We start from the raw sequence: 24,850 nt of genomic DNA, 5'->3' as shown, positions 1-24,850 counted from the left end.
ACTAGTGGACCCACTGAGCGGCTCGCACCCTGGCGTCCGCCACGGCCGCGCCCGACTGTCGCCTGCTGGAGCGACGCAACAGCACTGCTGCGGCGACCCATGACACTACCGACCACACCACCAGTATCGCCACGCCCTGAGGCACCTGCCAGCTGCCGTTGAGTTCGCCCGCTGCAGACGCGTCCGTCAGGAAGGCGTAGCGCAAGAGGTGACCCACCCAATACAGCGGTAGGCCTTGTGCGAGGGGTTGCAGCCAACCCCACAGGGAGGCGACAGGGACCATGATCCCCGACAACAGAGCGGACAGACCAAGGGGCACAACGGACCACATCGCGGCGCGCTGCAGGTCGGGCGCGAGGGTGCCGATCGCCAGTCCCACGGGAAGGAGGGCCGACGCCCCGAGCACCAACACGGCACACGCGACCAGCCACCCGCCGACGCCGCGTTGCGATCCCGCGTCAAACAGGAGGACGCTCGGCACCACGAGCACGAGGAGCATCGGCACGATGGTGGTGAGATTCATCACGACGTGGCCGACCGCGTATGCGACGCCTCCGCCAGGTGCCGACTGCATGCGCAGCAGCGTGCCGTCCTCCCTCTCCATGGCGATCACTTGGGCTGGCGACATGAGGAACCCGAAAGCCAGCACGAGGGCCAGGATCCCCGGCAGCGCCACTTGAGGAAAGGACAAACCGAGTTCTTCGACGGTGTCATTGCGCTTCCACCACAAGAAGGCGACGTTTGCCAGGGACATCGCGACGTAGAACACCTGGTCTTGAGGACTCTTGAGGCTCAGGATCTGCTCGTGCCAACCACGCTTCACCCCCAGCCGAACCGCGTGCATGCTCATCAGACAACCGCCTTCTCGTCGAGCGGCGCGTTTGCCCCGCGGTGGTGGGTGGCGACCAGCGCGAGGTAGGTCTCCTCGAGCGTTGGCCGTGATACCTCGAGGTCCTTGACGTCCGCTCCGGCCGGTCCAGTCAGCAATTGCCTGACAAAGCCCGTCGCCTCCGCACAGGCGTGCACGTGGGCGCGGCCGCCGTGCGTCCAGCGGATCTGAACGTCGCGTGCGAGGCTGGCGGCGAGGGCGTCGGCGCTGCCATCGGCAACGATGCGGCCCCCGGCGAGCACCAGGATTCGGTCGGCGATCTTCCCCGCCTCGTCAAGATCGTGTGTCGTGAGGAGCACGGCGGTGTCGTCCCGGTCGACGATGCCGTGGATGAGCTCGTGGACGTCGCGCCTGCCCTCCGGATCAAGGCCAGCAGTGGGCTCGTCGAGGAAGAGCACCTCTGGGCGCCCGATCACCCCGATGGCGATGTCGAGCCTCCTGCGCTCACCGCCTGACAACGTCCTGATCTTCTGCCGGGAGACGCGGTCCAGGCCCACCATCTTCAGCAGCTCTTCCGTGGCCCATCTGGGCCTGCCAGACACCGCCGCGTACGGGTCGTAGAGGCGGCCGAGGTACTCGACCAAATCGTGCGGACTCCACCGTGCGTGGTCTCTCCAAGACTGCATGACCATGCCCACTCTCGCGCGCCATTGCTCGTCGATGATCTCTGGGTCCGCGCCGAGCACACTCACCTCACCACCCGAGCGCCGACGCACCCCCTCGAGAATCTCGATCGTGGTGGACTTGCCAGCACCGTTCGGGCCGAGGAGCGCCACGACCTCACCCTTGGCGACGTTGAAGCTGACCCCCATCAGCACGTCGGCGGTGCCATATCTCATTCTGAGGTCGGTGACGGCGGTCGACGGCGCGACCGAGAAAGACCCAGGCGAAGTTGTCATGTAGCAGTTGTACTACATTTTGAGTAGATGTGCTACATCTGCACGTGAAGTCGTCGCAGGCGCTACAGCGCGGCGATGTCCACGGCGATCGCTGCGAAGGCCTTGCCCCTGTGCGAGATGGCGTTCTTCTGCGCGGCGGTAAGCTCCGCAGCCGTGACCTCGTGCCCAGCGGGGACAAAGATCGGGTCATAGCCGAAACCGCCGCCGCCCGCCGCTTGGCGCGCGATGCGCCCCTCCATGCGCCCCTCACGCGCCACCTCATGGCCCTCTGGAGTCACCAGAGCGGCCGCACACACGAAGGCCGCGCCGCGGTGCTCGTCTGGGATGTCCACCAACTGGGCCAGCAGCAATCTCAGGTTGTCTTCGTCTGCACCGTGAACGCCTGACCACAATGCCGAGAAGATACCGGGCGCCCCGCCCATGACATCGACGGCCAGCCCTGAGTCATCCGCAACAGTTGGCAGTCCCGTCGCGGCGCACACGGCGCGGGCCTTCACGAGCGCATTGTCAGCAAACGTCACGCCGTCCTCCACCGGAGGCGGCACGTCGAAGTCGCTGGCCGACGCGAAATCGGGCGCCGTCCAACCTGGAAGCAGCGGCTCGAGGATGGCCCACACCTCTTCGCGCTTGTGCGCGTTGTGGCTCGCGAAGACCAGCCTCGGCACGCCAGCCGGAGGCATCACAGACCCAAGGCGGCCGCCTGCAGCCGCGCCAACTCGGCGTTGCCGGATGTCGCCAATTCAAGCAAGGAATCGAGCTCTGCCTTGGTGAACGCCGCACGCTCTGCGGTGCCCTGCACCTCGATGAAGTGCCCTCCCGCGGTCATCACGACATTCATGTCGGTCTCCGCCCGGACATCCTCTTCATAGGGAAGGTCGAGCATCGGCACGCCGTCGATGATTCCCACGGACACCGCACTCACCGAGCCGGACAGCGCCTCGGCGTCCTTGGCGATCGCGCCTTGCGCCTTCCCCCAGGCCACCGCGTCCGCGAGCGCCACGTACGCGCCGGTGATCGCCGCCGTGCGGGTGCCACCATCCGCATCGAGCACGTCGCAGTCCACAACGATGGTGTTCTCCCCCAACGCCTTCACGTCGATGATGGCGCGCAGCGACCTGCCGATGAGGCGCGAGATCTCGTGGGTGCGGCCGCCGATCTTGCCGCGCACAGATTCGCGGTCGTTGCGAGTGTTGGTGGCGCGCGGGAGCATCGAGTACTCGGAGGTCACCCAACCCTCGCCCGAGCCCTTCTTCCAGCGCGGAACGCTCGCAGTGAACGACGCTGAGCAGAGCACTCGTGTGTTGCCGAAGGTCACCAGGCACGAGCCTTCCGCGGCGCGCTGAAAGCCGCGTTCAAACGTCACTGCGCGGAGTTGGTCGGGATTGCGTCCGTCGAATCGAGTCATGCGACGAGCCTAGCGGCGGCTCAGACTGTGAAGATGACGCCTCGGGTGGCGAGCTGGGCATCGGGATGCTCTGCGCGGGCCTGAGCGAGCGTCGGGGCAGGGTCGACCCACGATGGCACGTGCGTCACCACCAGGCGGTTCACTCCCGCTCGCCTCGCCAACTCGCCCGCCTGCCGTCCCGTGAGGTGGATTCCAGGGGGATTGATGTCGCGGTGGGCCCAGCCGGCCTCCGCGAGCAAGAGGTCGGCGCCAGCAGCCACCTCAACCACCTCGTCAGACAAGTCCGTGTCCCCCGTGAAGACCAGCGTGGCCCTGCCTCCCACCTCTGCAGGGCCCTCAATGCGGTAGGCGAGTGCGGGGACTGGATGCCAGGCGCGCGCCGCCGTGATGGTGAACGGACCGAGTTCGCGAGTCTCGCCAGGCGCCATGGCGCGCCACGCAAAAGGCTCCAGCCCGGCGTCGTCCGTTGCCCCCTCCACTTGCCTCACCCGCTCGTCGATTCCCTCCGGACCCCACAGCGGCAGGGGCGGCAGGTCCGTTCCCTGCGTGGGGCCGTAGCGGAACAGGACGGACAGCGACGCGAGATCCGCGCAGTGGTCTGGGTGCCCATGGCTGATGAGGACTCCGTCGAGTTCCGTCGGGTCCACGACCGCTTGCAACGGGCCAACCGATCCCGAACCGAGTTCGAGCAACAGTCGCCAGGCGCGACCGTCGGCATCGGCCTCGAGCACGTAGCTCGACGCCGGATTGTCGGGGCCAGCGACGGAGCCTGCGCAACCGATGACGGTGAGCCTCATGCGCGCAGAGGCCCCACTGCCCGCACAATCGGCCCAAGGAAGCGCTGGGCGAGCGTCTCAAACGACTCGGTGGGCCCGGTCGCATAGAAGCGGTGTGCCGGGGGTTCACGTGATTGGCGCTCAAGCCCAGCGGCCACGAGCGCGCGGTAGACGTCCATGGCCGTCTCCGTGGCAGAATCCACCAGCGTCACGTGCTCCCCCATCACGTAGGCGAGCGTGCCTTGGAGCATCGGATAGTGCGTGCAACCGAGAATCAGGGTATCGACTCCCGCCTCTTGCAGCGGCGTCAAGTATTCGCGGGCCACGTCGATCACCTCGGGGCCTGAGGTGATGCCCTGCTCGACGAACGACACGAACAGAGGACACGCCTGAGATGTCACCCGCACGCTAGGAGCGGCGGCAAGGGCGTCCTCGTACGCGCCTGACGTGATGGTGGCGACCGTCCCGATGACTCCGACGCGACCCGACCTGGTGAGGCTTGCCGCCCGCCGCACTGCAGGAACGATGACCTCAACAACGGGTACTCCCCGCTCGCGGGAGAACCGTTCGCGCGCGTCGTGAAGCACCGCTGCCGACGCCGTGTTGCACGCGATGACGAGCATCTTCACGCCGTCCTCGACGAGCGCATCCATGATGGCAAGTGCGTGCTCGCGCACCCGAGAGATGGGAAGGGGGCCGTACGGCCCGTGAGCGGTGTCCCCCACGTAGTGGATCGACTCGTGCGGCAGCATGTCCATGATCGCGCGCGCCACCGTCAGTCCGCCCACTCCAGAGTCGAAAACACCAATCGGCGCGTCAGACATCGTCCCTCATCACGTAGGTCATCAATGACTCCTGAAGCCAGGTGAGCGCTTGGTAGAGCATGCCGAGCCACACTCGCTCTGGGTTGACGGAAGAGGCTCCCTCGACGCCCGCCTCCATGGCGTGTTCGGCCATCTCGATTTCGCGATGCAACACATCGGCATCCTCGTCCGTATCGAGGCCAAGCCTTGCGGCGAGCACCAGCCGCACATCGGTGAGCGCGGCCGCCGTTGACATCGCCTCGTCCGCTGGCACCTCCCACTCGGGACCGTCCTCGTTCAGGGCCTCCCAGATCACCCTGAGACGCTCCACCTTGGTGGCGCGCAGGTCAGGCTCTGTCAGGCGCCGGAACTCATCGGCGACCTCGCGGTCGTCCGGCGCCGCGTTGGGCAGGATGCGCAACACCGCCGGATCCTCAGGGTCGCTGAGCGCCGCCTCGAAACCCCGCAAATGCCTGAACAACTCCTCTTCCGGGGTCTCGACCTGCTCGCGCTGCGTCCCGAAGGCCTCTCCGGCGAGCAGCAGACCCACGTCGGCAATGACGCGTGCCACCACGGCGCGTTCTTCGGCGTCCAACTCCGCCACGGCGGCCCCGTTGCGCGCCTCGAACGCCCTCACTGGCCGCTCCGCTGCATCGTGGCCCACAAGCCGAAGGAATGCATCGCCTGGACGTCGATCTCCATCTTCTCGCGGCCACCAGAAGACACGACAGACTTGCCCTCCGTATGCACCTCTTGCATCCTCGCCTGTGCGCGCTCGCGCGACCAGCCGAAGTACGACTGGAACACATGTGTGACGTAGGACATCAAGTTGACGGGGTCGTTCCACACGATCGTCACCCAGACGTCGTCAAGCCGGGTGGCGACGACGACGTCGGTGACGCCTTGCTGCTGTGTGGACACCCCAACAGGGTAAGTCCGCGAGGCGTCGATCACTGGGCAGGAGTCGCGTGTCAGTCGTCGGAGGGTTCGTTCGAGCCGTACGTCGCGTCGAGGATCTCCTTGCACGCCGGGCACACGGGGAACCGCTTGGGGTCGCGGCCAGGAGTCCACACCTTGCCGCACAGAGCGATCACCGGCTCGCCCGTCATGGCTGATTCGAGAATCTTCTCCTTGCGCACGTAGTGCGAAAAGCGCTCGGCATCGCCAGGCTCCACGAGCTCGCGCTCGGAGGTGCGCTCGATGGTCGACAGGGAGCCGCCAGTGGTGGGGGCGTCAGTGGTCTCACTCATGACACCATCGTAAGGCGTGCGGCCCGCGTGTCGTCCTAGGAGAACATGCCGATCAGCCTGCCCTGGCGCCTTTCGTAGAGCGCCCCAGCGGCGCGCGTGCCACCCCAGGCACCGCCGACGCCGCACGCCGCACCTGCCACCGCGGCCACGAGCCACCACACACCGCCCCATACAAACGCGGCCAACAAGGGTGACACCACAATCGGCACGGCCACGCCCGTCGCGAGTGACGACGCAACTTGGGCGCCGAGGCTCGCCCCGATGGTGCCTGTCTCCGCGCCAAAAGGGCTCTCGCCAGGAGCGGGAACCCGGTATGGCAACAGCACGGACGAGACTGCGGCGATACCGAGGCCAACACCCAGCGCGCCGAGCGCGGCCAGCGTGACGGCGGGCAGTACCGCCCACCGGCCAGTCAACGCTGCGGCCGCGACACACATCGTCACCACTGCTGGCGCCGCCCACCCCGCCGTCGCAAGGAGCCGACCCCTCATGACGTCCGCCCCGCGCACGTCGGACACGATGTCGAGCCACACGGCCGAGGCGTCGTAAGCCAGGTCGTTGTGCCTGCCCCAACCGATCGTCACGGCGAGAAAGATGGGCAAGGCAAAGAGCCACGGCCCACGCGAGCCCAGCGCGGCCACGGCGATACCGCCCATGATCGTGGGCATGGCCACGGCGCCGACAACCTGGGACACATACCTCGGATCGATCCGCCACGACCTGACGGAGCGGGCGAGAACGACTCGAGTGGTTGCTGTGGCGCGCCATCCCGGCAGCTTTCGTTCCATCGCGGCGAGGATGCCGTCTTGAGTGCGCAGCGTGCCGCCGCCACGCGACACCGGGTTGACGAGTGAGTGCTCCACGGCTGAGCGCCACGCCGCGACCAACGCGAGAAACCACGCGGCGACGATGACGAGTCGCCACACGGCGCCCCACGGTTGGCCCAGCGCGACCGCGCTCGGGGCCGCGAAGCCAGCCGCCCACGGCGTGCGTGCGAGCGCGTCCAGAGCCGTCGCGACCTCGCCTGCAAGGAAGGACTCGAGACCGTCAGAGCGCACCGCAGCGGCCGTCACCGCGATCAGCGCAACCACGGCGATAGCGAGCCCACCGAGCACCGCCTTGGAGGCCCGTGTGGCCAACAATCGCGTGGCCCAGAGCGTCGCGAGCCTAGCGGACGCGACCCATGTCGCGAGCGAAAGCGCCGCGCCGACGAACGCGACAGCCAGGACCCACCCGCCGTGGGACTCTCCCCGCCACGTCGCGGCCATGACACCGGCCAGCATGCCGAAGAAGATGGCGGGAACAGTGGTGAACGCGGCCACGATGAGTCCCGGCATGAGGCGGCGTGGCGCAATCCCCCATGGCGCGAAACGCACAGGATCGAGCGAGTCGTCGACGCCCGTCGCCAAGAGCGGCACGACGACCCACGCCAACGCAATGACGGTTCCGACCGCCACGAGCGCGTCCTCCTTGACGTCATACGGCCTCGTGCTCAGCACATGACTTGCGACCAGGAGCGAAGGGATGACGGACACCGACCAGATGGCACCCGCCGCCACGAACAGCAGCCTCCACCAATCGCGGCGGAACTGGTGGCGCATCGTGCGCCACCTGAGGCTCAGGATTGTCGCAACCACCACAAGTCCCTTTGCTCGCCGACGTCTCCCACCAATTGCACAAACCGTGCCTCCAGGTCCCCAGCACCGCGCACGTCGTTCAACGCTCCCTCAGCGAGAATGCGGCCGGCGCCCACGATCGCCACCCGGTCGCACAACCGCTCGACAAGTGCCATCACATGGGAGGACATGACGACGGTGCCCCCTGAGTTCACAAACGCCTGAAGGATGGATCGGATGGCGGCTCCCGACACGGGGTCAACTGCCTCGAAGGGCTCGTCGAGCACGAGCACCTTGGGCGCGTGGACCAGCGCACAAGCGAGCCCCACCTTCTTGGCCATGCCTGCTGAGAAGTCGGCGACGAGCGTTCCTGCGGCGGTGCCGAGATCGAGAGCCGCCAGCAGGTCGTCTCGGCGGGAGCGCACCACCTCTGGGTCAAGCCCTCGCAGCACACCCGCGTAGGAGATCAGTTCGCCACCGGTGAGCCGGTCGAAGGTGCGCAGACCGTCTGGCAGCACCCCCAGCATCGGTTTGGCCTGTTCCGGGTGTTGCCATAGGTCCACCCCGTGAACGAACACCTGCCCGGCGTCGGGCGTGAGCAGCCCCGTCGCGATGGACAGCGTGGTGGTCTTGCCCGCTCCGTTGGGACCGAGCATCCCGTAGAACGAACCCGCAGGAATGTCGAGGTCGATGCCGTCGACCGCTTGCGTCTTTCCGAAGCGCTTTCGCAGGCCTCTCAGTGCGAGGGCCGTTGCGTCTGAAGGCATGGCGCCAGAGTAGCCCGAGGGCGGCCACGGATCACGACGCGGGTGCGATACCCCACTCCGCCAGCAGGGCCTCGACCCGGCGACGGATTTCGTCGCGAATGGGACGCACGGCGTCGACCCCTTGGCCGGCAGGATCGTCGAGTTTCCAGTCCTCGTAGCGCTTGCCTGGGTAGTACGGGCACGCGTCCCCGCAACCCATCGTGATGACCACGTCGGAAGCTTGCACCGCTTCTGCTGTCAGCACCTTCGGCTTCTCGGCGCGAATGTCGATGCCTTCCTCCAGCATGGCCTCGACGGCGGCCGGGTTGATCTCATCCGCCGGCATCGAACCCGCCGAGCGGACCTCCACCGCACCTGCAGACAGGTGGCGCAAGTAGCCAGCCGCCATCTGAGAGCGGCCGGCGTTGTGCACGCAGACAAACATGGCACTGGGCTTGGCCTGAGCATCGGTCACTTGGTCCTCCTGCAGACGGTTTTCTCGCATGGTAGCGAGCCCACATGAACGCTAGGCAAACACCAACAGCGCACCCATGTAGCCACAGAAGGCGAGCAGCAGCAGCCCGGCCTCGATGCGCGACACTCGCCCTCTGGCAAGCGGCCACACCGCGAAGACGACGAGGGCTGCCGTGAGGCCGAACACCACTGGCAAGTCCCTCGTGATGAGCTCCGGCGACACGGCGGCCGGGGCGATCAGTCCCGCGAGCCCGATCACGCCGAGGGTGTTGAAGAGATTCGACCCGATGATGTTGCCGAGTGCGAGATCGTTCTCACCCTTTCGCGCCGCCGCAATCGACGACGCGAGTTCGGGTGCTGAGGTGCCGATGGCGACCACGGTGAGGCCAATGATGAGGTCAGACCACCCGAGCCGCTCCGCGATTCCCACGGCGCCCCACACAAGCACCCTCGAAGAGATCACGAGCAGGAACAGCCCCGCGACCAGCCACGTCCACGCGGCGCGACGGCTCAGGTGGTGCGCGACCACTTCCGCCTCGACATCGCCCGCAAGAGCGTCGTCAGGAGCCGACCGGGATTGCCGAATCGACCACGCGATGAGCGCCAGCAGCAGGACCACCAACACCACGGCATCGACCCTCGACAGTTCCTTGTCGAGCATGAGGGCTGCCGCGAGTGCGGTCACGCCGAGCAGCACCGGCATTTCCTTGCGCAGGACGCCTTTGTGCACCAACACGGGGCTGAGAAGAGCGGTCACACCCAGAATGAGGCCGATGTTGGCGATGTTCGATCCCAGGGCATTGCCGAACGCTATCTCTGGGGCGCCTCCAGCGGCGGCGAACGCCGACACCACGAGTTCTGGCGCGGACGTGCCAAAGCCGATGATGAGCATGCCCACCAGCAGCGGCGCCATGCCCAAGTAGCGGGCCACGGCCGCGGCCCCCTCCACAAACCGGTCCGCGCTCCACGCAAGCGCGGCGAGCCCCACGAGGGTGGCGGAAGCGGCAATCAGCACCGGATGAGACTACCTGGACGCACGTCTCCCCCACAGGAGGGGAATTTGCTGAAGACCAGTGACGTGAAACCTACGGTCGCGTAGGGTGAACGTAGTCGCGCCGCGTGCGTGAGTCCCGACCGCAGGTGGCAAGCCGCCGCAACACCCCCAGGAGAGGCATGACTTCCACGTCCCGACCTATGTCCCCCAGCACGCCCGCACCGACGCCTGAGGCGCACGTGAACCACATCACGCGCTCCTTCACCGAGTTGGCGTCCACCGTGCGTGAGACGGGCCTCTTGGCCCGCTCCTACCTCTTCTACTCGCTGTACGGCGCCGTGTTGCTCCTCGCGTTCGGCGGCGTAATCACAGGCATGGCGCTGCTGGGCGACTCGTGGTTCCAGTTGTTGATGGCCTTCGCGCTCGCGGTGGTGTTCACGCAAGTGGCGTTCATGGGGCACGAGGCGTCCCACCGTGCCATCTTTGCCTCCGGTCCGGCAAACGACCGCTTGGGGCGCTTCCTCAGCACCGTGGTCGTGGGAATCAGCCACCAGTGGTGGATGAACAAGCACTCGCGCCACCACGCCAACCCCAACCAAAGGGGCAAGGACCCCGACATCGCGAGCGACACCATCATGTTCGTGGAGGAGGACGCCTCGCGCTCGAAGGGCCTCGTCCGTGCGATCGTCAAGCGTCAAGGCTGGATCTTCTTCCCGATCCTCACGCTCGAGGGCATCAACTTGCACTACCGCTCGGTGGCCTCGCTCGTCCAGCAGGGCAGCAGACGCCAGAAGTGGACGGAACTGCCAGGGATCGCGTTGCACTTCGGCCTGTACCTGGTACCGCTGTTCTTGTTCCTGCCGCTCGGCATGGCGTTCGCGTTCCTAGGCGTGCAGATGGCCGTGTTCGGTGTCTACATGGGAGCATCGTTTGCGCCCAACCACAAGGGCATGATGATCGTGCCAGAGGGCACCAAGATGGACTTCCTGTCCAAGCAGGTGCTGACCAGCCGCAACATTCGCGGCGGCTGGCCCATGTCGATCCTCATGGGCGGACTGAATTTCCAGATCGAACACCACCTTTTCCCGAACATGGCTCGCCCCCACCTGATCCGCACCCGCGAAATCGTGCGCGAAGAGTGCGCCCATCTTGGCTTGGCGTACACGGAGACCTCGTTGATGGAGTCCTACGGGATCGTCGTTCGCTACCTCAACCGTGTGGGCCTCGCGGCGCGCGACCCTTTCGACTGCCCTGAGCGGGTCTCTTTGGGACGCGGCTAGCGCGTCCGTCCACCCCGGACCAGGTCCTAGGTCGTGGGACCAATGGCACGGTGTTTTGGGTACACGCAACCTAGCCTGAAGGTGTTCCATGCGGACGTGAGGATCGCAACGAAGCAGGCCTCGGACCGCCTTCTGAGAATCCCACCACAAATGGGGTGTCGCGGGAGGGTCGGCCCCGCCCGACTCTCCGAGCGATCGGTACATGTTCGCTTCGTGCGACGAGGACCGAACAGGCGTGATCATGACTTCACAGTTGCCCAAGTACCCCGGCCTGCAGGCCGTCATCAATGGAAACGGCGCTGTCGCGCACGTCATGAAGCATGTGTGCGGCGGGGTCATCGGATACCCCATCACGCCGTCCACCGAGATCGCAGAGCTCTTTGAGCAGGCGCGGGCCGAGGGCCAACTGAATGTGTGGGGCAAGCACCCCTTCTTTGTGGAGACGGAGGGCGAGCACTCCGCCCAGAGCGGCGCGCTCGGCGCAGCGCTCACCGGCGGCGAGTACATCTCGAACGCCTCCTCGAGCCAGGGCATTCTGTACGCGATGGAGTCGCACTACGTCACTGTCGGCAAGAAGATCGGCGGCTTCGTGTTGCAGGTCGCCGCGCGCGTGGTGTCCAAGCACTCCCTCAACGTCATGGCTGGCCACGACGACGTCTACGCCCTGCTTCCCTCCGGCTACACGATCCTGTTTGGGTCCAACCCCCAGGAAGCCGCCGACCTCGCCGCGATCTCTTACCGCGCGTCGGCCCTGTCTCTCATCCCCGTCGCCAACGCCATGGACGGATTCGCCACGAGCCACGTCATGAGCGAGGCCCTGCTGCCGGAGCCTGAACTGCTCAAGGACTACTTGGGAGACCCTTCCGGCCGCATCAAGGCCCCCACGGTGGCTCAAGAGATGCTGTTCGGCGCCAAGGGCCGCGTGTTCCAGCTGAACGAGTACCTGAACAGGCACGCCGACGCGTTCACGGACGAAGCGCTCGCGGCACTGCGCGAGCACCTCGACGCCTCCGCCGATGCCATCGAGCCCGACTACGCTGGCGACCTCGTCGACGCCACTCTTGCCTGGATTCCCGGAGACCTTCACGCCCAGTGGCGCCGCCAGTGGGTCAACGCCGACGAGAAGGGCACCCGCCAACTGGTTCCCTCCCTGGTGGACCTCCACAACCCGGGAGTGACGGGCACTGTCCAGAACCAACCGGACTTTCAGGCGGGCGCCGTCGACCACCGCACCCACTTCGCGAGTTCCGTACCGGCGCTCATTCGCCAGGCGATGGACGAGTACGCCGACCTCACGGGCCGTGCCTACTCCCCCGTGATGGCCTACGACTGTGAGGACGCCGACTACGTCATGGTGGGCCTCGGCTCCATCACCGACGACGTCCGCGCCGTGTTGCCGCACTTGCGCGCACAGGGACTCAAGGTGGGCGTCGTCTCGGTCAAGGCACTCCAGCCCTTCCCGGAAGCAGAACTGGTCGAGGCGCTGAAGTCAGCCAAGGTCGTCACCGTCCTGGAGCGCTCCGACGAGACAGCGCTCACGCGCGCCGTCACCCAGTCGCTGTTCAAGGCTCGCGCCAACGCCGACCGTCAGCAGTACGCCGGGATTCCCGCGCTAGCGCAGACGCCTTCTCTCACCACGGCGATCTTTGGCCTCGGCGGGCACGACGTACAGCCGCGTCACCTCATTGCCGCGTTCAGGCACATGGCGGACGGCAAGAACGCCCCGTTGATCTACTTGGGTTCCCAGTTCTTTGGCAAGGACTCGGCGCCGTCGCTCGCGAGCCTGGAAGACAGGCTCCGCGAGGCGTACCCCGAGACGGAGGCCATGGCTCTCCAGACGGAACCGAACCCCGCTGGCCTGCTTCCCGAGTCCGCCTTGCGCATCCGCTTCCACTCGGTGGGAGGGTACGGCACCGTCGCGACGGGCAAACTGCTCACGGACATCCTCGCTGGCGTGCTCGACATGCACTCCAAGTCCGCGCCCAAGTACGGCTCTGAGAAGTCCGGGGCGCCCACCAACTACTACATCACGCTCAGCCCAGAGCCCGTGCTGTTCACCAATGCGGAACTCGAAGACGTCGAGGTGGTCATCTCGCCCGACCACCAGGCCTTCGTGCACACCAACCCACTCAAGGGCCTGATCGACGGCGGCACCTTCATCCTGCAGTCCGACCTCGCGGCAGAGGACGTGTGGCTCAGCATGCCCTCGTATGCGCGCCGCACCATTCGCGACAAGCACATCAACTTCCTTGTGGTCGACGCTTTCACCGTGGCCAAGAAGCACGCGCCCACGCCAGAGCTCGAGACCCGCATGATGGGCATCGCGTTCATCGGTGCAGTCGCGGGTCACGTGGACCGAGTCTCCTCCGGCGCCTCAGAAGAGGCCATCCTTGAGAAGGTGCGCGCGCAGATCGTCAAGAAGTTTGGCGGCAAGGGCGATGCCGTCATCGAGGGCAACATGTCGGTCATCAAGGACGGCATTGCCGCGACAGTGGCGGTGGACTACAACGCTCCGGAGCTCGCCGAACGCGAGAAGGGCCACGCCGCGCCTCTGGTCCTCACCAGCGCACTGTCGGCGTCGATGTGCCCCACCGCAACGGAGCCGCGCGCAAGCAACCTGTTCGACCCCGCCTACTACGAGGACCTCATGGCGCGCCCGTTCCGCGAGGGCACCATCGGTGAGTCCCCCGTGTTGCCCGGCACTGGCATGTTCATGCCTGTCGGCACCGGCGCCTCCAAGGACAAGGGGCTGTTCCGACGCGTCGCGCCGGTCTTTGACCCCTCCTCTTGCACTGGCTGTCTCGACTGCGCCATGGTGTGCCCGGACGTCGCCATCCCCAACACCGTTCATGAGATCCACGACCTGTTGCTCACTGGCATCGCGAGCATCGACGCGACCGAGCGCCAGCGAGACACTCTTCGGGCTCAGGTGTACCCGCTCGCCGAACGCGTCCGCGAGCTCTACCGCCAAGACAAGACGGACCGCTCGTTTGCCGAGGTGGTCGCCGAGGCCGTGAAGGGCCTCGACGTCGCGAAGCCTGCTCGCGGGCACCTGGATGCACTGGTGGCAAGCGTCGCCACATTCCCCGTGGCACGCACGCGGCCGTTCTTCGACTCGATGGAGAAGGAGGTCCCCGGTACCGGCGGACTGTTCTCCGCCGTGGTCGACCCGTGGAAGTGCACCGGCTGCCTCCAGTGCGTCGACGTCTGTGGCGCCGGCGCGCTCACGGCCGTCGACCAGAACGCGGACGTGCTGGCCACGCTCGAAGAGCGCTTCGAGGTGATGACCAAGCTTCCCAATACCCCCAAACGCTTCACCGAGGGCTCCACGAGCCCCGATGGCGACATCAAGCGCATGCTGCTTGACCACACCAACTACTACGCGACCACTGGCGGCCACGGCGCATGCCGCGGTTGTGGCGAGGTCACGGCCATCCGGCTCGTGACGTCCATGAGCCGCGCGCTCGGTGACGAGCGCAGGTCCGCGTACGTGGAAGAACTCGAGGAGCTCATCGCGCAGTTGGAAGCCAAGCGCGACGGCCTCGCCAAGGCGGACAAGGAACGGCGCGATCGCATCGGCCGCGTGCTGGTCGATCTGGACCGTGCCCTGTACCTGTCAGAAGCTGGCCCCACGGGCGGCGGCCCAGCCCCCACGGTGGTCGCGAACTCGACGGGATGTAGCTCTGTATACGCGTCGACCATGCCGTTCACTCCCTACCTCGACCCGTGGGTCAACAGCCTGTTCCAAGACGCCCAGCCACTCGCCTCCGGCATCTACGAGGGAATCTCCACGCAGCAAGTCGGCGAAGTCAAGGCCGTCCGTCAGGCACGACTCGAACTGGAAGACGCCTACGACCCCGATGTTCACGACAAGGAACTGCAGATGCTGTCGTGGCGCGGCTTCACCGAGCAAGAGCGCAAGCTCATGCCGAACGTCCTCACGATCGGCGGTGACGGAGCCAGCTACGACATCGGCTTCGGCGCGATGTCTCGTGTGCTCGCAAGCGGTACCCCCGTCAAGATGCTCGTGCTCAACACCGGCGCCTACTCGAACACTGGTGGCCAGGCATCCACGGCCAGCTTCATCGGCCAGGACGCCGACCTCGCACGCTTCGGCAAGGCACACGAAGGCAAGCTTGAGGGCCGCAAGGATCTGGCGCTGCTCGCGTCGTTCCACCCTGGCGTGTTCGCGAGCGCCACCTCGACGGCCATGCACAGCCACTTCCTCACGACGTCCATGCAGATGCTCGCGTACCAATCGGGCGCCGCTGTGATGGACATCTACACCCCGTGTGGCACCGAGAACGGCATCGCTGAAGACCTCTCCAACGCCCGGTCGCAACTCGCGGTCGAGAGCAGGATGAGCCCACTGTTTGTGCACGACCCCCGCAAGGGCTCAAGCCTGCGCGAGCGGTTCAGCCTCGACGGAAACCCCGACGTGAGCAAGCCGTGGACCACGAGCACCCTCGAGTACATCGGCGAGGGCGGTCAGCTCGAACTGATGAACACTCCGCTCACACCCGCCGAGTTTGCGCTGGGCGAGGTGCGCTTCAAGAAGCAGTTCCACCGGCTCCCCGCCGACGACGACGCGGCCGCAGTGCCGATCGCCGAGTACGTCGAGTTGAGCGCCGCCGATCGCGAGGGCCACGTGCCCTTTGTGTACGCGACCGACGCAGACAAGCGACTCATCAAGGTGGCGTGTTCGCAGTCGATTGTGGACTTGGTCGAGGAACGCCAGCGCTTCTGGCAGACGCTGCAATACCTGGCGGGCCAGCACGAGGACCAACTCACCGGCGATCACCGCAAGGAGGTCGATGCCCTCAAGGCGCAATACGAGGAGGTCCTCCAATTGCGCGAAAGCTCGCTCGACGACATCGCCTCCGCGATGTCGGCCCTCGCGGCATCGAGCAAGGCGCCGGCTGGCGGTCGCGCCACGGTCCCGCTCCAGACGGCCCGTCCAGGGGCCGTCGCGACGGCGCCAGCGCCCTCGTGCGCTGAGGTCGCTGAGGAAGGCACTGGGCCCGTCTACCTGGACCCGGCAGACGAGGTGAAGTGCAACGACTGTGGAACCTGCTACCAGGAACTCCCGCAGTTCTTCGAGAAGAAGACCGCGATCATCGACGGCGAGTCCCGCACGATCGCCACCATGGTCCCTGGCGCGCTGGATTCGGTGCAGCTGACTCCAGAGCTCCAGAAGCGGATCAACAGGGTGAAAGCCTCCTGTGACGCGGAGATCATCAAATGAGCATCGTCGACGACACCGCGAAGAGCGCAAGCTCGCCTCACGATGACGTGCGTCGCTACCTGGGCGCCAAGGAGTCGCTGGAGGCCACCGCCGACGAGGTCGAAGACCTCGAGGGTTCCGCTGGCGTCGCGAGTTTCAAGCAACAACTCGACCTGCTCAAGCGTCGGCTCGTGGAAGACCCGGCGTCCTTCAGGGACATGTTCATCGAGGACGGCATCGCCGCCGCCGCGTGGGAGTTCCAGCAGCCAGAGCTGAGCGACGAGTTCATGGAGACCCTGTGGGGACTGCTCAAGAGCGAAGGCGACGCGAGCACGGTGCTCATGAAGTTCATCTGGAACCTTCCCGTGGGCAAGAAGCGCTCCTTCATCCGCGCAGTCGATCGCGTCCTGTCTGACCGCTATCCCATGCTCAAGGGCTTCTCCGCGACGTGGCCGGCGCACGTGGCCATTCCGCCGTACATCAGGGAACCAGAGGTCCGTGCCGAGGACTTCGAGCTCGTCAACAAGGGTTACCTCGGCTACATGGACACGGGCCTGACCGCCCGCGAGGTGGACCTGCTCGTATGGCTTGAGGTGCTGCGCGACAAGCAGTGCGAGGAGCGCCCCTGCGAATTGGGCGCCCTCAAGAAGGGCACCGACGAGCGCATTGGCGGCTGCCCCGTCCGCATCCACATCCCCGAGATGATCAACCTCATCGGCAACGGCGACTTCCGCGGGGCTCTCGAGCTGATTCAGGCCGCGAACCCCCTGCCAGACGTCACAGGGCGTGTGTGTCCGCAAGAACTGCAGTGCCAAGGCGCCTGCCTCCTCAAGGTGCCCATGTCGATCGGCCAGATCGAGTTCTTCCTGCCGCAGCGAGAGAAGCTGCTCTACCCCGACGCCAACCAAGAGCGGTTCGCAGACGTGGCAGACCCGTGGAAGCAAGACACCAAGCCGCCCATCGCGATCGTCGGCTCGGGTCCGTCCGGCCTCATCAACGCCTACCTGCTGGCCGTGGAGGGCTACCCCGTCACCGTGTTCGAGGCGTTCCACGAACTTGGCGGCGTGCTCCGGTATGGCATCCCCGAGTTCCGTCTTCCCAACAACCTCATCGACGACGTCGTGGAGAAGATCCGCCTGCTGGGCGGCAAGTTCGTGCTGAACTTTGTGGTCGGCAAGACGGCCACGCTCCAGGACCTTCGCGACGCCGGCTTCTGGAAGATCTTCGTCGGCACAGGGGCGGGCCTGCCCCGCTTCATGAATGTTCCAGGCGAGCACCTGCTGAACGTCATGTCCGCCAATGAGTTCCTCACGCGTGTCAACCTCATGCAGGGCCTCAAGGAGGAGTTCGAGACCCCACTGCCCGACGTCAAGGGCAAGGAGATTCTCATCATCGGTGGCGGCAACACCGCCATGGATGCCGCGCGCACTTCGCGGCGCCTTGGCGGCAACGTCACGATCGTCTACCGCCGTGGACGCCCCGAGATGCCCGCGCGCGTGGAGGAACTCCACCACGCGCTCGAAGAAGGCATCGCCCTCAAGCCACTGGCTGCTCCCACGGAATTCATCGGCGACGACACCGGCTTTGTGAAGGCCGCGGTTGTCGACCAGATGGAGTTGGGCGAGCCCGATGCCTCCGGTAGGCGGGCGCCCATCAGCACGGGCCAGTCGGAGACCATCAAGGCCGACCTGGTCATCATGGCTCTTGGCAACGCCTCGAATCCCATTATCAAGGACTCGGAGCCTCGGCTCGAGACGTCCAAGTGGGGCACGATCGTGCTCAAGACCGACGGCTCGCAGCAGACCACGCTTGAGGGCATCTACACGGGCGGAGACGCCGCTCGAGGAGGCTCGACGGCGGTCAACGCCGCAGGCGACGGGCAGAGCGCGGCCAGGGAGATCCTGGGCGGGCTCGAGGTGCCAACCGAGCACGTGGGCGACATGGTGGCCAAGGCTGGCTCCTATACGGAGCGCAGCCTGACGGCCTCGACCATCGTGGCCAAGCGCGTGCTGAGCGACGGCATCGTGGAGTTCACCGTTCGCGCCCCTGTCGTCGCCGACGCTGCCAAGGCGGGCCAGTTTGTGCGCGTGCTGCCCTGGGACGGCGGCGAACTCATTCCGCTCACGCTCGCCGACTGGGACGCGAAGGCCGGCACCATCTGCCTGGTTGTCCAGGCGATGGGCACGTCAAGCATCCTCATGAACAAGATGGAGGTGGGCGAGGCCTTCGCGGGCATCGCCGGTCCCCTCGGCCTGCCGAGTCACGTCGAGCGCCACCCGAAGGACAAGACCGTGGTGTTTACGGCTGGAGGCCTCGGCCTTCCACCCGTCTACCCCATCGCGCGAGCACACCTGGAGTTGGGCAACCACGTGACGCTCATCGCGGGCTTCCGCAGCGAGAACCTCATGTTCTGGACCGGCGAGGGCGAACGTGTCACCGAGCTCGAGGCGAAGTACGGCGAGCTCATCGACGTCGTCTACGCCACCAACGACGGAACGGTTGGCTACAAGGGATTCGTCACTGGGCCACTTGAAGAGATGCTCGAGGACAACAAGACCAGCAAGGGGCGGGAACTGGCGGAGATCGTCACCATCGGACCCCCGTTCATGATGCGCGCGGTCAGCGACCTCAGCAAGCCTTACGGCGTGAAGTGCGTCGCGAGCCTCAACTCGATCATGGTGGACGCCACTGGCATGTGTGGCGCCTGCATGGTGCCGGTGGAACTCGAGGGCAAGCCAGTGCGCAAGCATGCGTGCATTGACGGGCCAGAGATCGACTCACACATCATCGACTGGGACAAGTTCCTGCCGCGCTTCAACCTGTTCAAGTCGCAAGAGAAGGACAGCCTGGTCAGGCACGGCCTCGCCTGACCCTTCGGGGAGTCAGTCCGCAGGGAACAGTGCGTCGATCGCCGCGATGTCGTCGGCCGTGGGAGACCACGCCGACGCTGCGGCGGCGTTCGATGTGACCTGCTCCGGCGTCGTCGCGCCCGCAATGACGGAGCCGACCACCGGCTTGGCGAGGAACCAGCCGATCGTCGCCTGCAGCATCGTGATCCCCCACCCGTCGCACAGCGCCTGGTAGGCCTCCATAGCGTCCCAGTCAGCGTCGTCGGCGATGTGCGGCCTGGTCTGGGCGATGCGCGTTCCCTGTGGGCGTTCGGTGCGCGTGAACTTGCCAGTGAACAGGCCGTTGGCGAGCGGGAAGAACGGCAGGAAGGCCATCCCCGCGTGCGCCGCAGCGTCGAGCCTTCCGTCTGTCTCCACTGCTCGTGCCGTCAGGCTGAGCTCGTCCTGGCTGGTCGCGAAGGGGGCTACGGCGAGCTCGACGGCGGCGGCATCGGCCGTGCGCAGTTGCTCGGCAGTGAACTGAGAGTGACCGTAGGCGCGAATCTTGCCTTCCTCTACAAGTTCAGCGAGGGCCGATAGCGTCTCCTCGATCGGCACCACGGGGTCCGGCTGGTGTAGCTGGAAGAGGTCGATGTGATCGACTCCAAGGCGCGCTAGCGACGCCTCCGCTGCCGCTCTGAGGTACGGCCGCGAGCCTTTGGATCCCCGCTCGTCGAGGGGCGTCTCCACGTCCCTGTACCCGAACTTGGTGGCGATCACGGCCTCATCGCGCCGCGTCCGCAGCACCTCCGCCATGAGCCTCTCGCTCGTGCCCCAGCCGCCGTAGATATCGGCGGTATCAAAGAATGTCACCCCGGCGTCGAGAGCGGCATGGAGCACGGCGGTGGTGCCCTCCTGGGTCACCGTTGCCGTCCCTGTGCGCCCAAAGTTGTTGCAGCCGAGGCCGACGACGGATGCCTTGAGTCTGCTCGGGCCGAGCCTACGAAGTTCCATGCCACCCACGCTAACCCTCCCCAACTGGTCGACACGCGCTAGCAGGCCTCACTCTCGCGCGACCAGGACTATCGTCCCTGCTATCGTCCGGGAATGTCCGTGCCGGTCGAGGTCCAGAAGGAACGTCGGGGTGGTAGGTTTCTTGTGCGGGGGGCCGACCGCCAGGGCCGAGCTCCCCGACCAGCTGAGGACCACCACATGGCTTTGCGCAGGGGCGCGCTGAGCGACACCGACTCGTTGAAACCACTCGGTGGACGCGCTAGCGTCACACGGCTGTTGAGGGTCTTCGTCACCGTACCGGCGCTCGGGGCGGTCTTGGTATTCGGGGCACCCTCCGCTGCCGCCTTTCCCACTCCCGACAGCGGGCCTGTCACAGGCGGCACGACGGTGACGGTGCCGGTTCCGGGCGCAGACTCCTTCCTCCAGGTTTCCGCTGGATACCTCCACTCGCTTGCCGTCGATGCCGACGGCAACGTGTGGGCTTGGGGCTCCGACGCTTCCGGGCAGATTGGCAACGGCGCGACCACCGGCAACGTGGCGACGCCGACACAGGTCACCACGGGCACTACCTTCACCGCCGTGGCTGCAGGCATATCGCACTCGCTCGCACTCGATGCTGACGGCAACCTCTGGGCGTGGGGCAACGACAGTTACGCGCAGCTCGGCAACGGCGCCGCCACGGGGGACGTGACTACGCCCACCCAGATCACCACCGGCACCACCTTCACCGCCATCGCGACCGGGTACTACCACTCGCTCGCGCTCGACGCGGGCGGCAATCTCTGGACGTGGGGCGCCGACCACTTCGGGCAGGTCGGTAACGGCGCCACCACCGGAGCCGTCAGCACGCCCACGCGCCTGACGCTCGGCACCCGCTTCACCGCCATCGCCGGTGGCTACGTGCACTCGCTTGCGGTGGACGCTGACGGCAACCTCTGGACGTGGGGATTCGAGGACCATGGGCAGCTCGGTAACGGCGCGCCGACCGGCGTTATCGTGGCGCCCGCGCAGATCACCGCCGGCACCACCTTCACCGCCGTTGCCGCTAGCCGCGACCACTCCGTTGCCGTGGACGCCGACGGCAATCTTTGGTCGTGGGGCTACGACTTTCTCGGCGTGCTCGGCAACGGCGCTGCCACAGGCACTGTCACCGTACCCGCGCAGATCACCACCGGTACCAGGTACACCGCCATCGCGACCGGGTACTACCACTCGGTCGCGCTGGACGCTGACGGCGACCTCTGGACCTGGGGGCGCTACCACGACGGCGTGCTCGGCAACGGCGCCACCACCGGCATTGTCACCGCACCCGCGCAGATCACCACCGGCACCAGGTACACCGCCGTCGCCGCTGGCTACAAGCACTCGCTCGCGCTTGATGCCGACGGCTACCTGTGGACCTGGGGCGACAGCGAATACGGACAGGTCGGCAACGGTTCCACCACCGGCGACGTCACCGCGCCCACGAGACTCACCACCGGCACCAGTTTCACCGCGAGCGCCGCTGGCTCAAAGCACTCGCTCGCAGTTGACGCGTACGGCAACCTGTGGGGCTGGGGCAGAGACAACCTCGGGCAGGTCGGCAACGGCGCCACCACCGGCGACGTCATCACACCCACCCAGATCACCATCGGCACCAGTTTCACCGCCATCGCGACAGGGGACTACCATTCGCTCGCGCTCGACGCTGGCGGCAATCTCTGGACGTGGGGCGCCGACCCGTTTGGACAGCTCGGCAACGGCACCACCACCGCCGACGTCATCACACCCACCCAGATCACCACCGGCACCACCTTCACCGCCATCGCGACCGGGTACTACCACTCGCTCGCGCTCGACGCTGGCGGCAATCTCTGGGCGTGGGGTCTCGACGAGTTTGGGCAGGTCGGCAACGGTGCCATCGCGGGATACGTCACGACGCCCACACAGATCACCACCGGCACCAGCTTCACCGCCATCGCGACCGGGTACTACCACTCGCTCGCGCTCGACGCTGGCGGCAATCTCTGGACGTGGGGCCACAACGTTGTGGGCCAGCTCGGCAACGGCACCGCCCATGGAACCGTCACCACGCCCACACAGATCGCCACGGGAACAACCTTTACCGCCATTGCGGGCGGCGGCGTGTACTCGCTAGCCCTGGACGCCGACGGCGACCTCTGGACGTGGGGCAACGATGGCCACGGGCAGCTCGGCAACGGCGCCGCCACCGGAGACGTCACGACGCCCACACAGATCACCTCCGGCACCAGTTTCACCAACCTGAAAGGCGGCAGGGTGCACTCGCTCGCCCTGGACGCCGATGGCAACCTGTGGACCTGGGGCAGCGACGATTCCGGAGAACTCGGCAACGGCGCCGCCACCGGAGACGTCACGACGCCCACACAGATCACCACCGGCACCAGTTTCACCGCCCTGGAAGGCGGCGACTGGTACTCGCTCGCTCTCGATGCTGACGGCAACCTGTGGACCTGGGGCCGCGACGACACCGGACAACTCGGCAACGGAGCCGCCGCGGGAGTCGTGACGACGCCCACACGCATCGGGGGGACGACCACCGTCACCGGCATCGCTTTCGATGGCGTGCCCGGCACCAACCTGCAACGGCTCAGCGAGACCCGTGCCCTCGTCACCACACCCGCCGGCGCCGCCGGCCCAGCGACCATCACCATCCAGTACACCTACGACGGCGCTGCCAAGCCCGCACTGACCCTGACCCCGGCGTTCACGTACATCGCGGCAGCGCCCACTACGGGAACCGACAGCGACACCGGCAGTAGCGGGAGCGGCGGCACCACCAGCGGTCGTGCCGCATTCGTCGGCCAGGCGAGCGTCGGCCAGGCGAGCGTCGGCCAGGCCCCTGCCATCACCCTTCACCCCAGCGACGCCACCGCGAACGCGGGCGACTCCTTCACGCTGACGGTCCAAGCCGACGGCGACCCCACCCCCGACATCCGATGGCAAGTGTCCACCGACAGCGGCCTCACATGGACCGATGTCGCTGGTGAGACGGGATCGAGCCTGACCCTGACAGCCTCCGAAGAGGTCGATGGCAACCACTACCGCGCGGTGGCCACCAACGATCAAGGAACGGCCACCAGCGACGCCGCCATCCTCACCGTCGAGCCAACGACGGTCGCCACCGCAAGCCCCAGCCCGACGCCTTCCGCCACACCGAGCCCCAGCCCAACAGAGACCACGGAACCCACCGGCGATGACTCATCGTCAGGCATCCCCGCCTGGGTCTGGATCGGCGGCGGCACGACGCTGCTCCTGCTTCTGCTCGCCCTGGCAGCGGCCGCCGCACAACGCCGCCAGACCTAGACAGCCGCGGCACACGAAAAAGGCCGCCCACCCGAACCGGGTGCGGCGGCCTTTGACGTCAACAAACAGGGATGAGTGGAGATGGCGGGAATCGAACCCGCGTCCGCATGTTCAAAAGCAGGGCTTCTCCGGGCGCAGCCTGAGAGCTATTTCTCGGCCCCTCACCCGCATCAGGCGAGCAAGTGAGATGGGCCCAGTCACAGTGCAAGTCCCGGTTGCCGCTGTGACACCAGCAACCAGCAAGTTCTCTAGATGACGCCAGGAACTAGGTCGAGAACATACCTAGGCTGACGGACTACCTTGCGCTCGCTTAAGCAGCGAGGGCGTAGTCGGTGCGCTTAGAATCGGCACCTATAGTTTGCTGGGGGCGTTCACAAGATAACCCAGCATCCTTGGCCCGCTTCCCCTGCGATACAAACACACGTCGAAACCGATCATCCCCTGTGGAGTTGTCCCTCCAGTGTACGCGGCGGGGAGCGCGCTGCACAGCCCCTTCGCTACGGGGCGAAAGCGAGCAGTCGGGCACGTAGATCGGGGCTCATGCGCATGGGTCGTCCCGCGGCTCCGTCGACGAGCGCCATGGTGGTGCTCGCTGTCACGCACTCTTCGCCATCCACGAGCAACCGGTAACCGATCACAAAGCTCGCGCCAGCGCACTTGGTGATCGAGACCTCCGCCTCGATCGGCTCGGTACGGTGATCGATCACCCGGCGATACTTCACCTGCACATCGGCGACCAGCACCCACGCGTCGGACGCGGACGTCAGCGGCGGAAGGATGGGATCCTCATCGCGCCAGAACGCGTGCACGCGAGCCTCCTCGAGCAGGCCCACGATGGCGCCGTTGTTGACATGCCCATAGGCGTCGACGTCAGACCAGCGCAGGTGAAGGGGAACTCGGATAGCAGGCACGATTCGAGACTACGCCACGGAGGGGTCGTCTCCGCAGCAGACCCTCAGCCGAGCGTCAGCCGCGCAGTCCGTCCTCTGGAGGCTGCACCACGATCGCCCAGACCCAGCCGGCCGCCTCTTCGGCGCTGGGGCGGTCCTCGATCTCGAGCCACGCGCCGATGACCCCCACGATGGAACCAGCAACTCCAGCGGCGACAACGTCGGCTGGGGCCGCCATGGGAGCGACGCGCTGCGCCGCCAAGAGCGCCGCATCGAGTGCGTCGCGCACACGGCCGCGCAGTCGCGCAAGCACGACGCCGGAGCCCGTTCCGGAAAACACCGACCGGTACACGTCCGCGTGCTCATCGATGTGGGCCAGGAAGGCGACGAGCGGCTCAGGTGGGCCCTCCGAGTGGAGCAGTGGGATCTCGAGGCGGG

Annotated in this window: 19 protein-coding genes, 1 other RNA gene and 1 pseudogene; 4 read left to right on the top strand and 17 right to left on the bottom strand. The window is 66.4% G+C overall.

Going from position 1 to position 24,850, the window contains the following annotated elements; translation table 11 throughout:
* Position 1 precedes the first annotated feature (1 nt).
* The 13 genes from QZZ33_RS05725 to QZZ33_RS05665 form a co-directional block, all read right to left on the bottom strand.
* Complete coding sequence (locus QZZ33_RS05725) at positions 2–850, bottom strand: ABC transporter permease (RefSeq protein ID WP_291378800.1); 849 nt, start codon at positions 848–850, stop codon at positions 2–4.
* A complete protein-coding gene (locus tag QZZ33_RS05720; protein WP_291378799.1) occupies positions 850–1,788 on the bottom strand; it encodes an ABC transporter ATP-binding protein in 939 nt (312 codons plus the stop codon). The genes QZZ33_RS05725 and QZZ33_RS05720 overlap by 1 nt, the downstream gene beginning before the upstream one ends.
* Positions 1,789–1,850: 62 nt before the next feature.
* The gene (gene rdgB, locus QZZ33_RS05715; RefSeq protein ID WP_291378798.1) at positions 1,851–2,468 is read right to left on the bottom strand and encodes an RdgB/HAM1 family non-canonical purine NTP pyrophosphatase; all 618 of its coding nucleotides are present in this window, start codon (positions 2,466–2,468) and stop codon (positions 1,851–1,853) included.
* Entirely contained in the window at positions 2,468–3,193 is a 726-nt protein-coding gene (gene rph, locus QZZ33_RS05710) for a ribonuclease PH (protein WP_291378797.1), read from the bottom strand. Before rph ends, rdgB begins: the two co-directional genes overlap by 1 nt.
* 20 nt (positions 3,194–3,213) lie before the next feature.
* Positions 3,214–3,990, bottom strand: coding sequence for an MBL fold metallo-hydrolase (locus QZZ33_RS05705; RefSeq protein WP_291378795.1), 777 nt, complete (start codon positions 3,988–3,990; stop codon positions 3,214–3,216).
* Positions 3,987–4,793, bottom strand: a complete 807-nt coding sequence (gene murI, locus QZZ33_RS05700) for a glutamate racemase (RefSeq protein ID WP_291378793.1) — start codon at positions 4,791–4,793, stop codon at positions 3,987–3,989. The genes QZZ33_RS05705 and murI overlap by 4 nt, the downstream gene beginning before the upstream one ends.
* On the bottom strand, positions 4,786–5,409 hold the full coding sequence (locus QZZ33_RS05695) for a DUF2017 family protein (RefSeq protein ID WP_291378791.1): 624 nt from the start codon (positions 5,407–5,409) through the stop codon (positions 4,786–4,788). The genes murI and QZZ33_RS05695 overlap by 8 nt, the downstream gene beginning before the upstream one ends.
* Positions 5,406–5,693, bottom strand: a complete 288-nt coding sequence (clpS, locus tag QZZ33_RS05690) for an ATP-dependent Clp protease adapter ClpS (protein WP_291378789.1) — start codon at positions 5,691–5,693, stop codon at positions 5,406–5,408. Before clpS ends, QZZ33_RS05695 begins: the two co-directional genes overlap by 4 nt.
* Before the next feature lie 50 nt (positions 5,694–5,743).
* Positions 5,744–6,022, bottom strand: coding sequence for a DUF3039 domain-containing protein (locus QZZ33_RS05685; protein WP_291378788.1), 279 nt, complete (start codon positions 6,020–6,022; stop codon positions 5,744–5,746).
* Positions 6,023–6,057: 35 nt separating this feature from the next.
* Entirely contained in the window at positions 6,058–7,659 is a 1,602-nt protein-coding gene (locus QZZ33_RS05680) for a hypothetical protein (RefSeq protein WP_291378786.1), read from the bottom strand.
* Entirely contained in the window at positions 7,641–8,405 is a 765-nt protein-coding gene (locus tag QZZ33_RS05675) for an ABC transporter ATP-binding protein (protein WP_291378784.1), read from the bottom strand. The genes QZZ33_RS05680 and QZZ33_RS05675 overlap by 19 nt, the downstream gene beginning before the upstream one ends.
* Positions 8,406–8,436: 31 nt before the next feature.
* Positions 8,437–8,829 (bottom strand): arsenate reductase ArsC, encoded by a 393-nt coding sequence (locus QZZ33_RS05670; RefSeq protein ID WP_291378807.1) that lies wholly within the window; start codon positions 8,827–8,829, stop codon positions 8,437–8,439.
* Between the two features lie 81 nt (positions 8,830–8,910).
* The gene (locus QZZ33_RS05665) at positions 8,911–9,873 is read right to left on the bottom strand and encodes a calcium/sodium antiporter (protein ID WP_291378782.1); all 963 of its coding nucleotides are present in this window, start codon (positions 9,871–9,873) and stop codon (positions 8,911–8,913) included.
* Between the two features lie 179 nt (positions 9,874–10,052).
* Here QZZ33_RS05665 and QZZ33_RS05660 point away from each other — a divergent pair, with 179 nt between their 5' ends.
* From QZZ33_RS05660 to QZZ33_RS05650, 3 genes are all read left to right on the top strand, one after another.
* The gene (locus QZZ33_RS05660; protein ID WP_291378806.1) at positions 10,053–11,132 is read left to right on the top strand and encodes an acyl-CoA desaturase; all 1,080 of its coding nucleotides are present in this window, start codon (positions 10,053–10,055) and stop codon (positions 11,130–11,132) included.
* Positions 11,133–11,373: 241 nt separating this feature from the next.
* Complete coding sequence (locus tag QZZ33_RS05655) at positions 11,374–16,377, top strand: 2-oxoacid:acceptor oxidoreductase family protein (RefSeq protein WP_291378781.1); 5,004 nt, start codon at positions 11,374–11,376, stop codon at positions 16,375–16,377.
* On the top strand, positions 16,374–19,226 hold the full coding sequence (locus tag QZZ33_RS05650; protein WP_291378780.1) for a sulfide/dihydroorotate dehydrogenase-like FAD/NAD-binding protein: 2,853 nt from the start codon (positions 16,374–16,376) through the stop codon (positions 19,224–19,226). Before QZZ33_RS05655 ends, QZZ33_RS05650 begins: the two co-directional genes overlap by 4 nt.
* A 12-nt stretch (positions 19,227–19,238) precedes the next feature.
* Here the strand turns inward: QZZ33_RS05650 and QZZ33_RS05645 are convergent, their stop codons facing one another.
* A complete protein-coding gene (locus tag QZZ33_RS05645) occupies positions 19,239–20,198 on the bottom strand; it encodes an aldo/keto reductase (protein WP_291378779.1) in 960 nt (319 codons plus the stop codon).
* A 198-nt stretch (positions 20,199–20,396) separates the two neighbouring features.
* Between QZZ33_RS05645 and QZZ33_RS05640 the strand changes: the two genes are divergently transcribed.
* On the top strand, positions 20,397–23,522 hold the full coding sequence (locus QZZ33_RS05640) for an immunoglobulin domain-containing protein (RefSeq protein ID WP_291378778.1): 3,126 nt from the start codon (positions 20,397–20,399) through the stop codon (positions 23,520–23,522).
* Between the two features lie 73 nt (positions 23,523–23,595).
* On the opposite strand, the gene ssrA is transcribed toward QZZ33_RS05640, so the two are convergent.
* The 3 genes and pseudogenes from ssrA to QZZ33_RS05625 all read right to left on the bottom strand — a co-directional run.
* Positions 23,596–23,964: a transfer-messenger RNA gene (gene ssrA, locus QZZ33_RS05635) on the bottom strand.
* Positions 23,965–24,019: 55 nt separating this feature from the next.
* Complete coding sequence (locus tag QZZ33_RS05630; protein WP_291378777.1) at positions 24,020–24,433, bottom strand: thioesterase family protein; 414 nt, start codon at positions 24,431–24,433, stop codon at positions 24,020–24,022.
* Between the two features lie 55 nt (positions 24,434–24,488).
* Positions 24,489–24,850, bottom strand: a pseudogene (locus QZZ33_RS05625) (hypothetical protein); the annotation flags it as partial.

The organism is Demequina sp. (genome assembly GCF_016278775.1).
Classification (GTDB): Bacteria; Actinomycetota; Actinomycetes; order Actinomycetales; family Demequinaceae; genus Demequina.
This window is presented reverse-complemented; position numbering and strand designations above follow the sequence as displayed.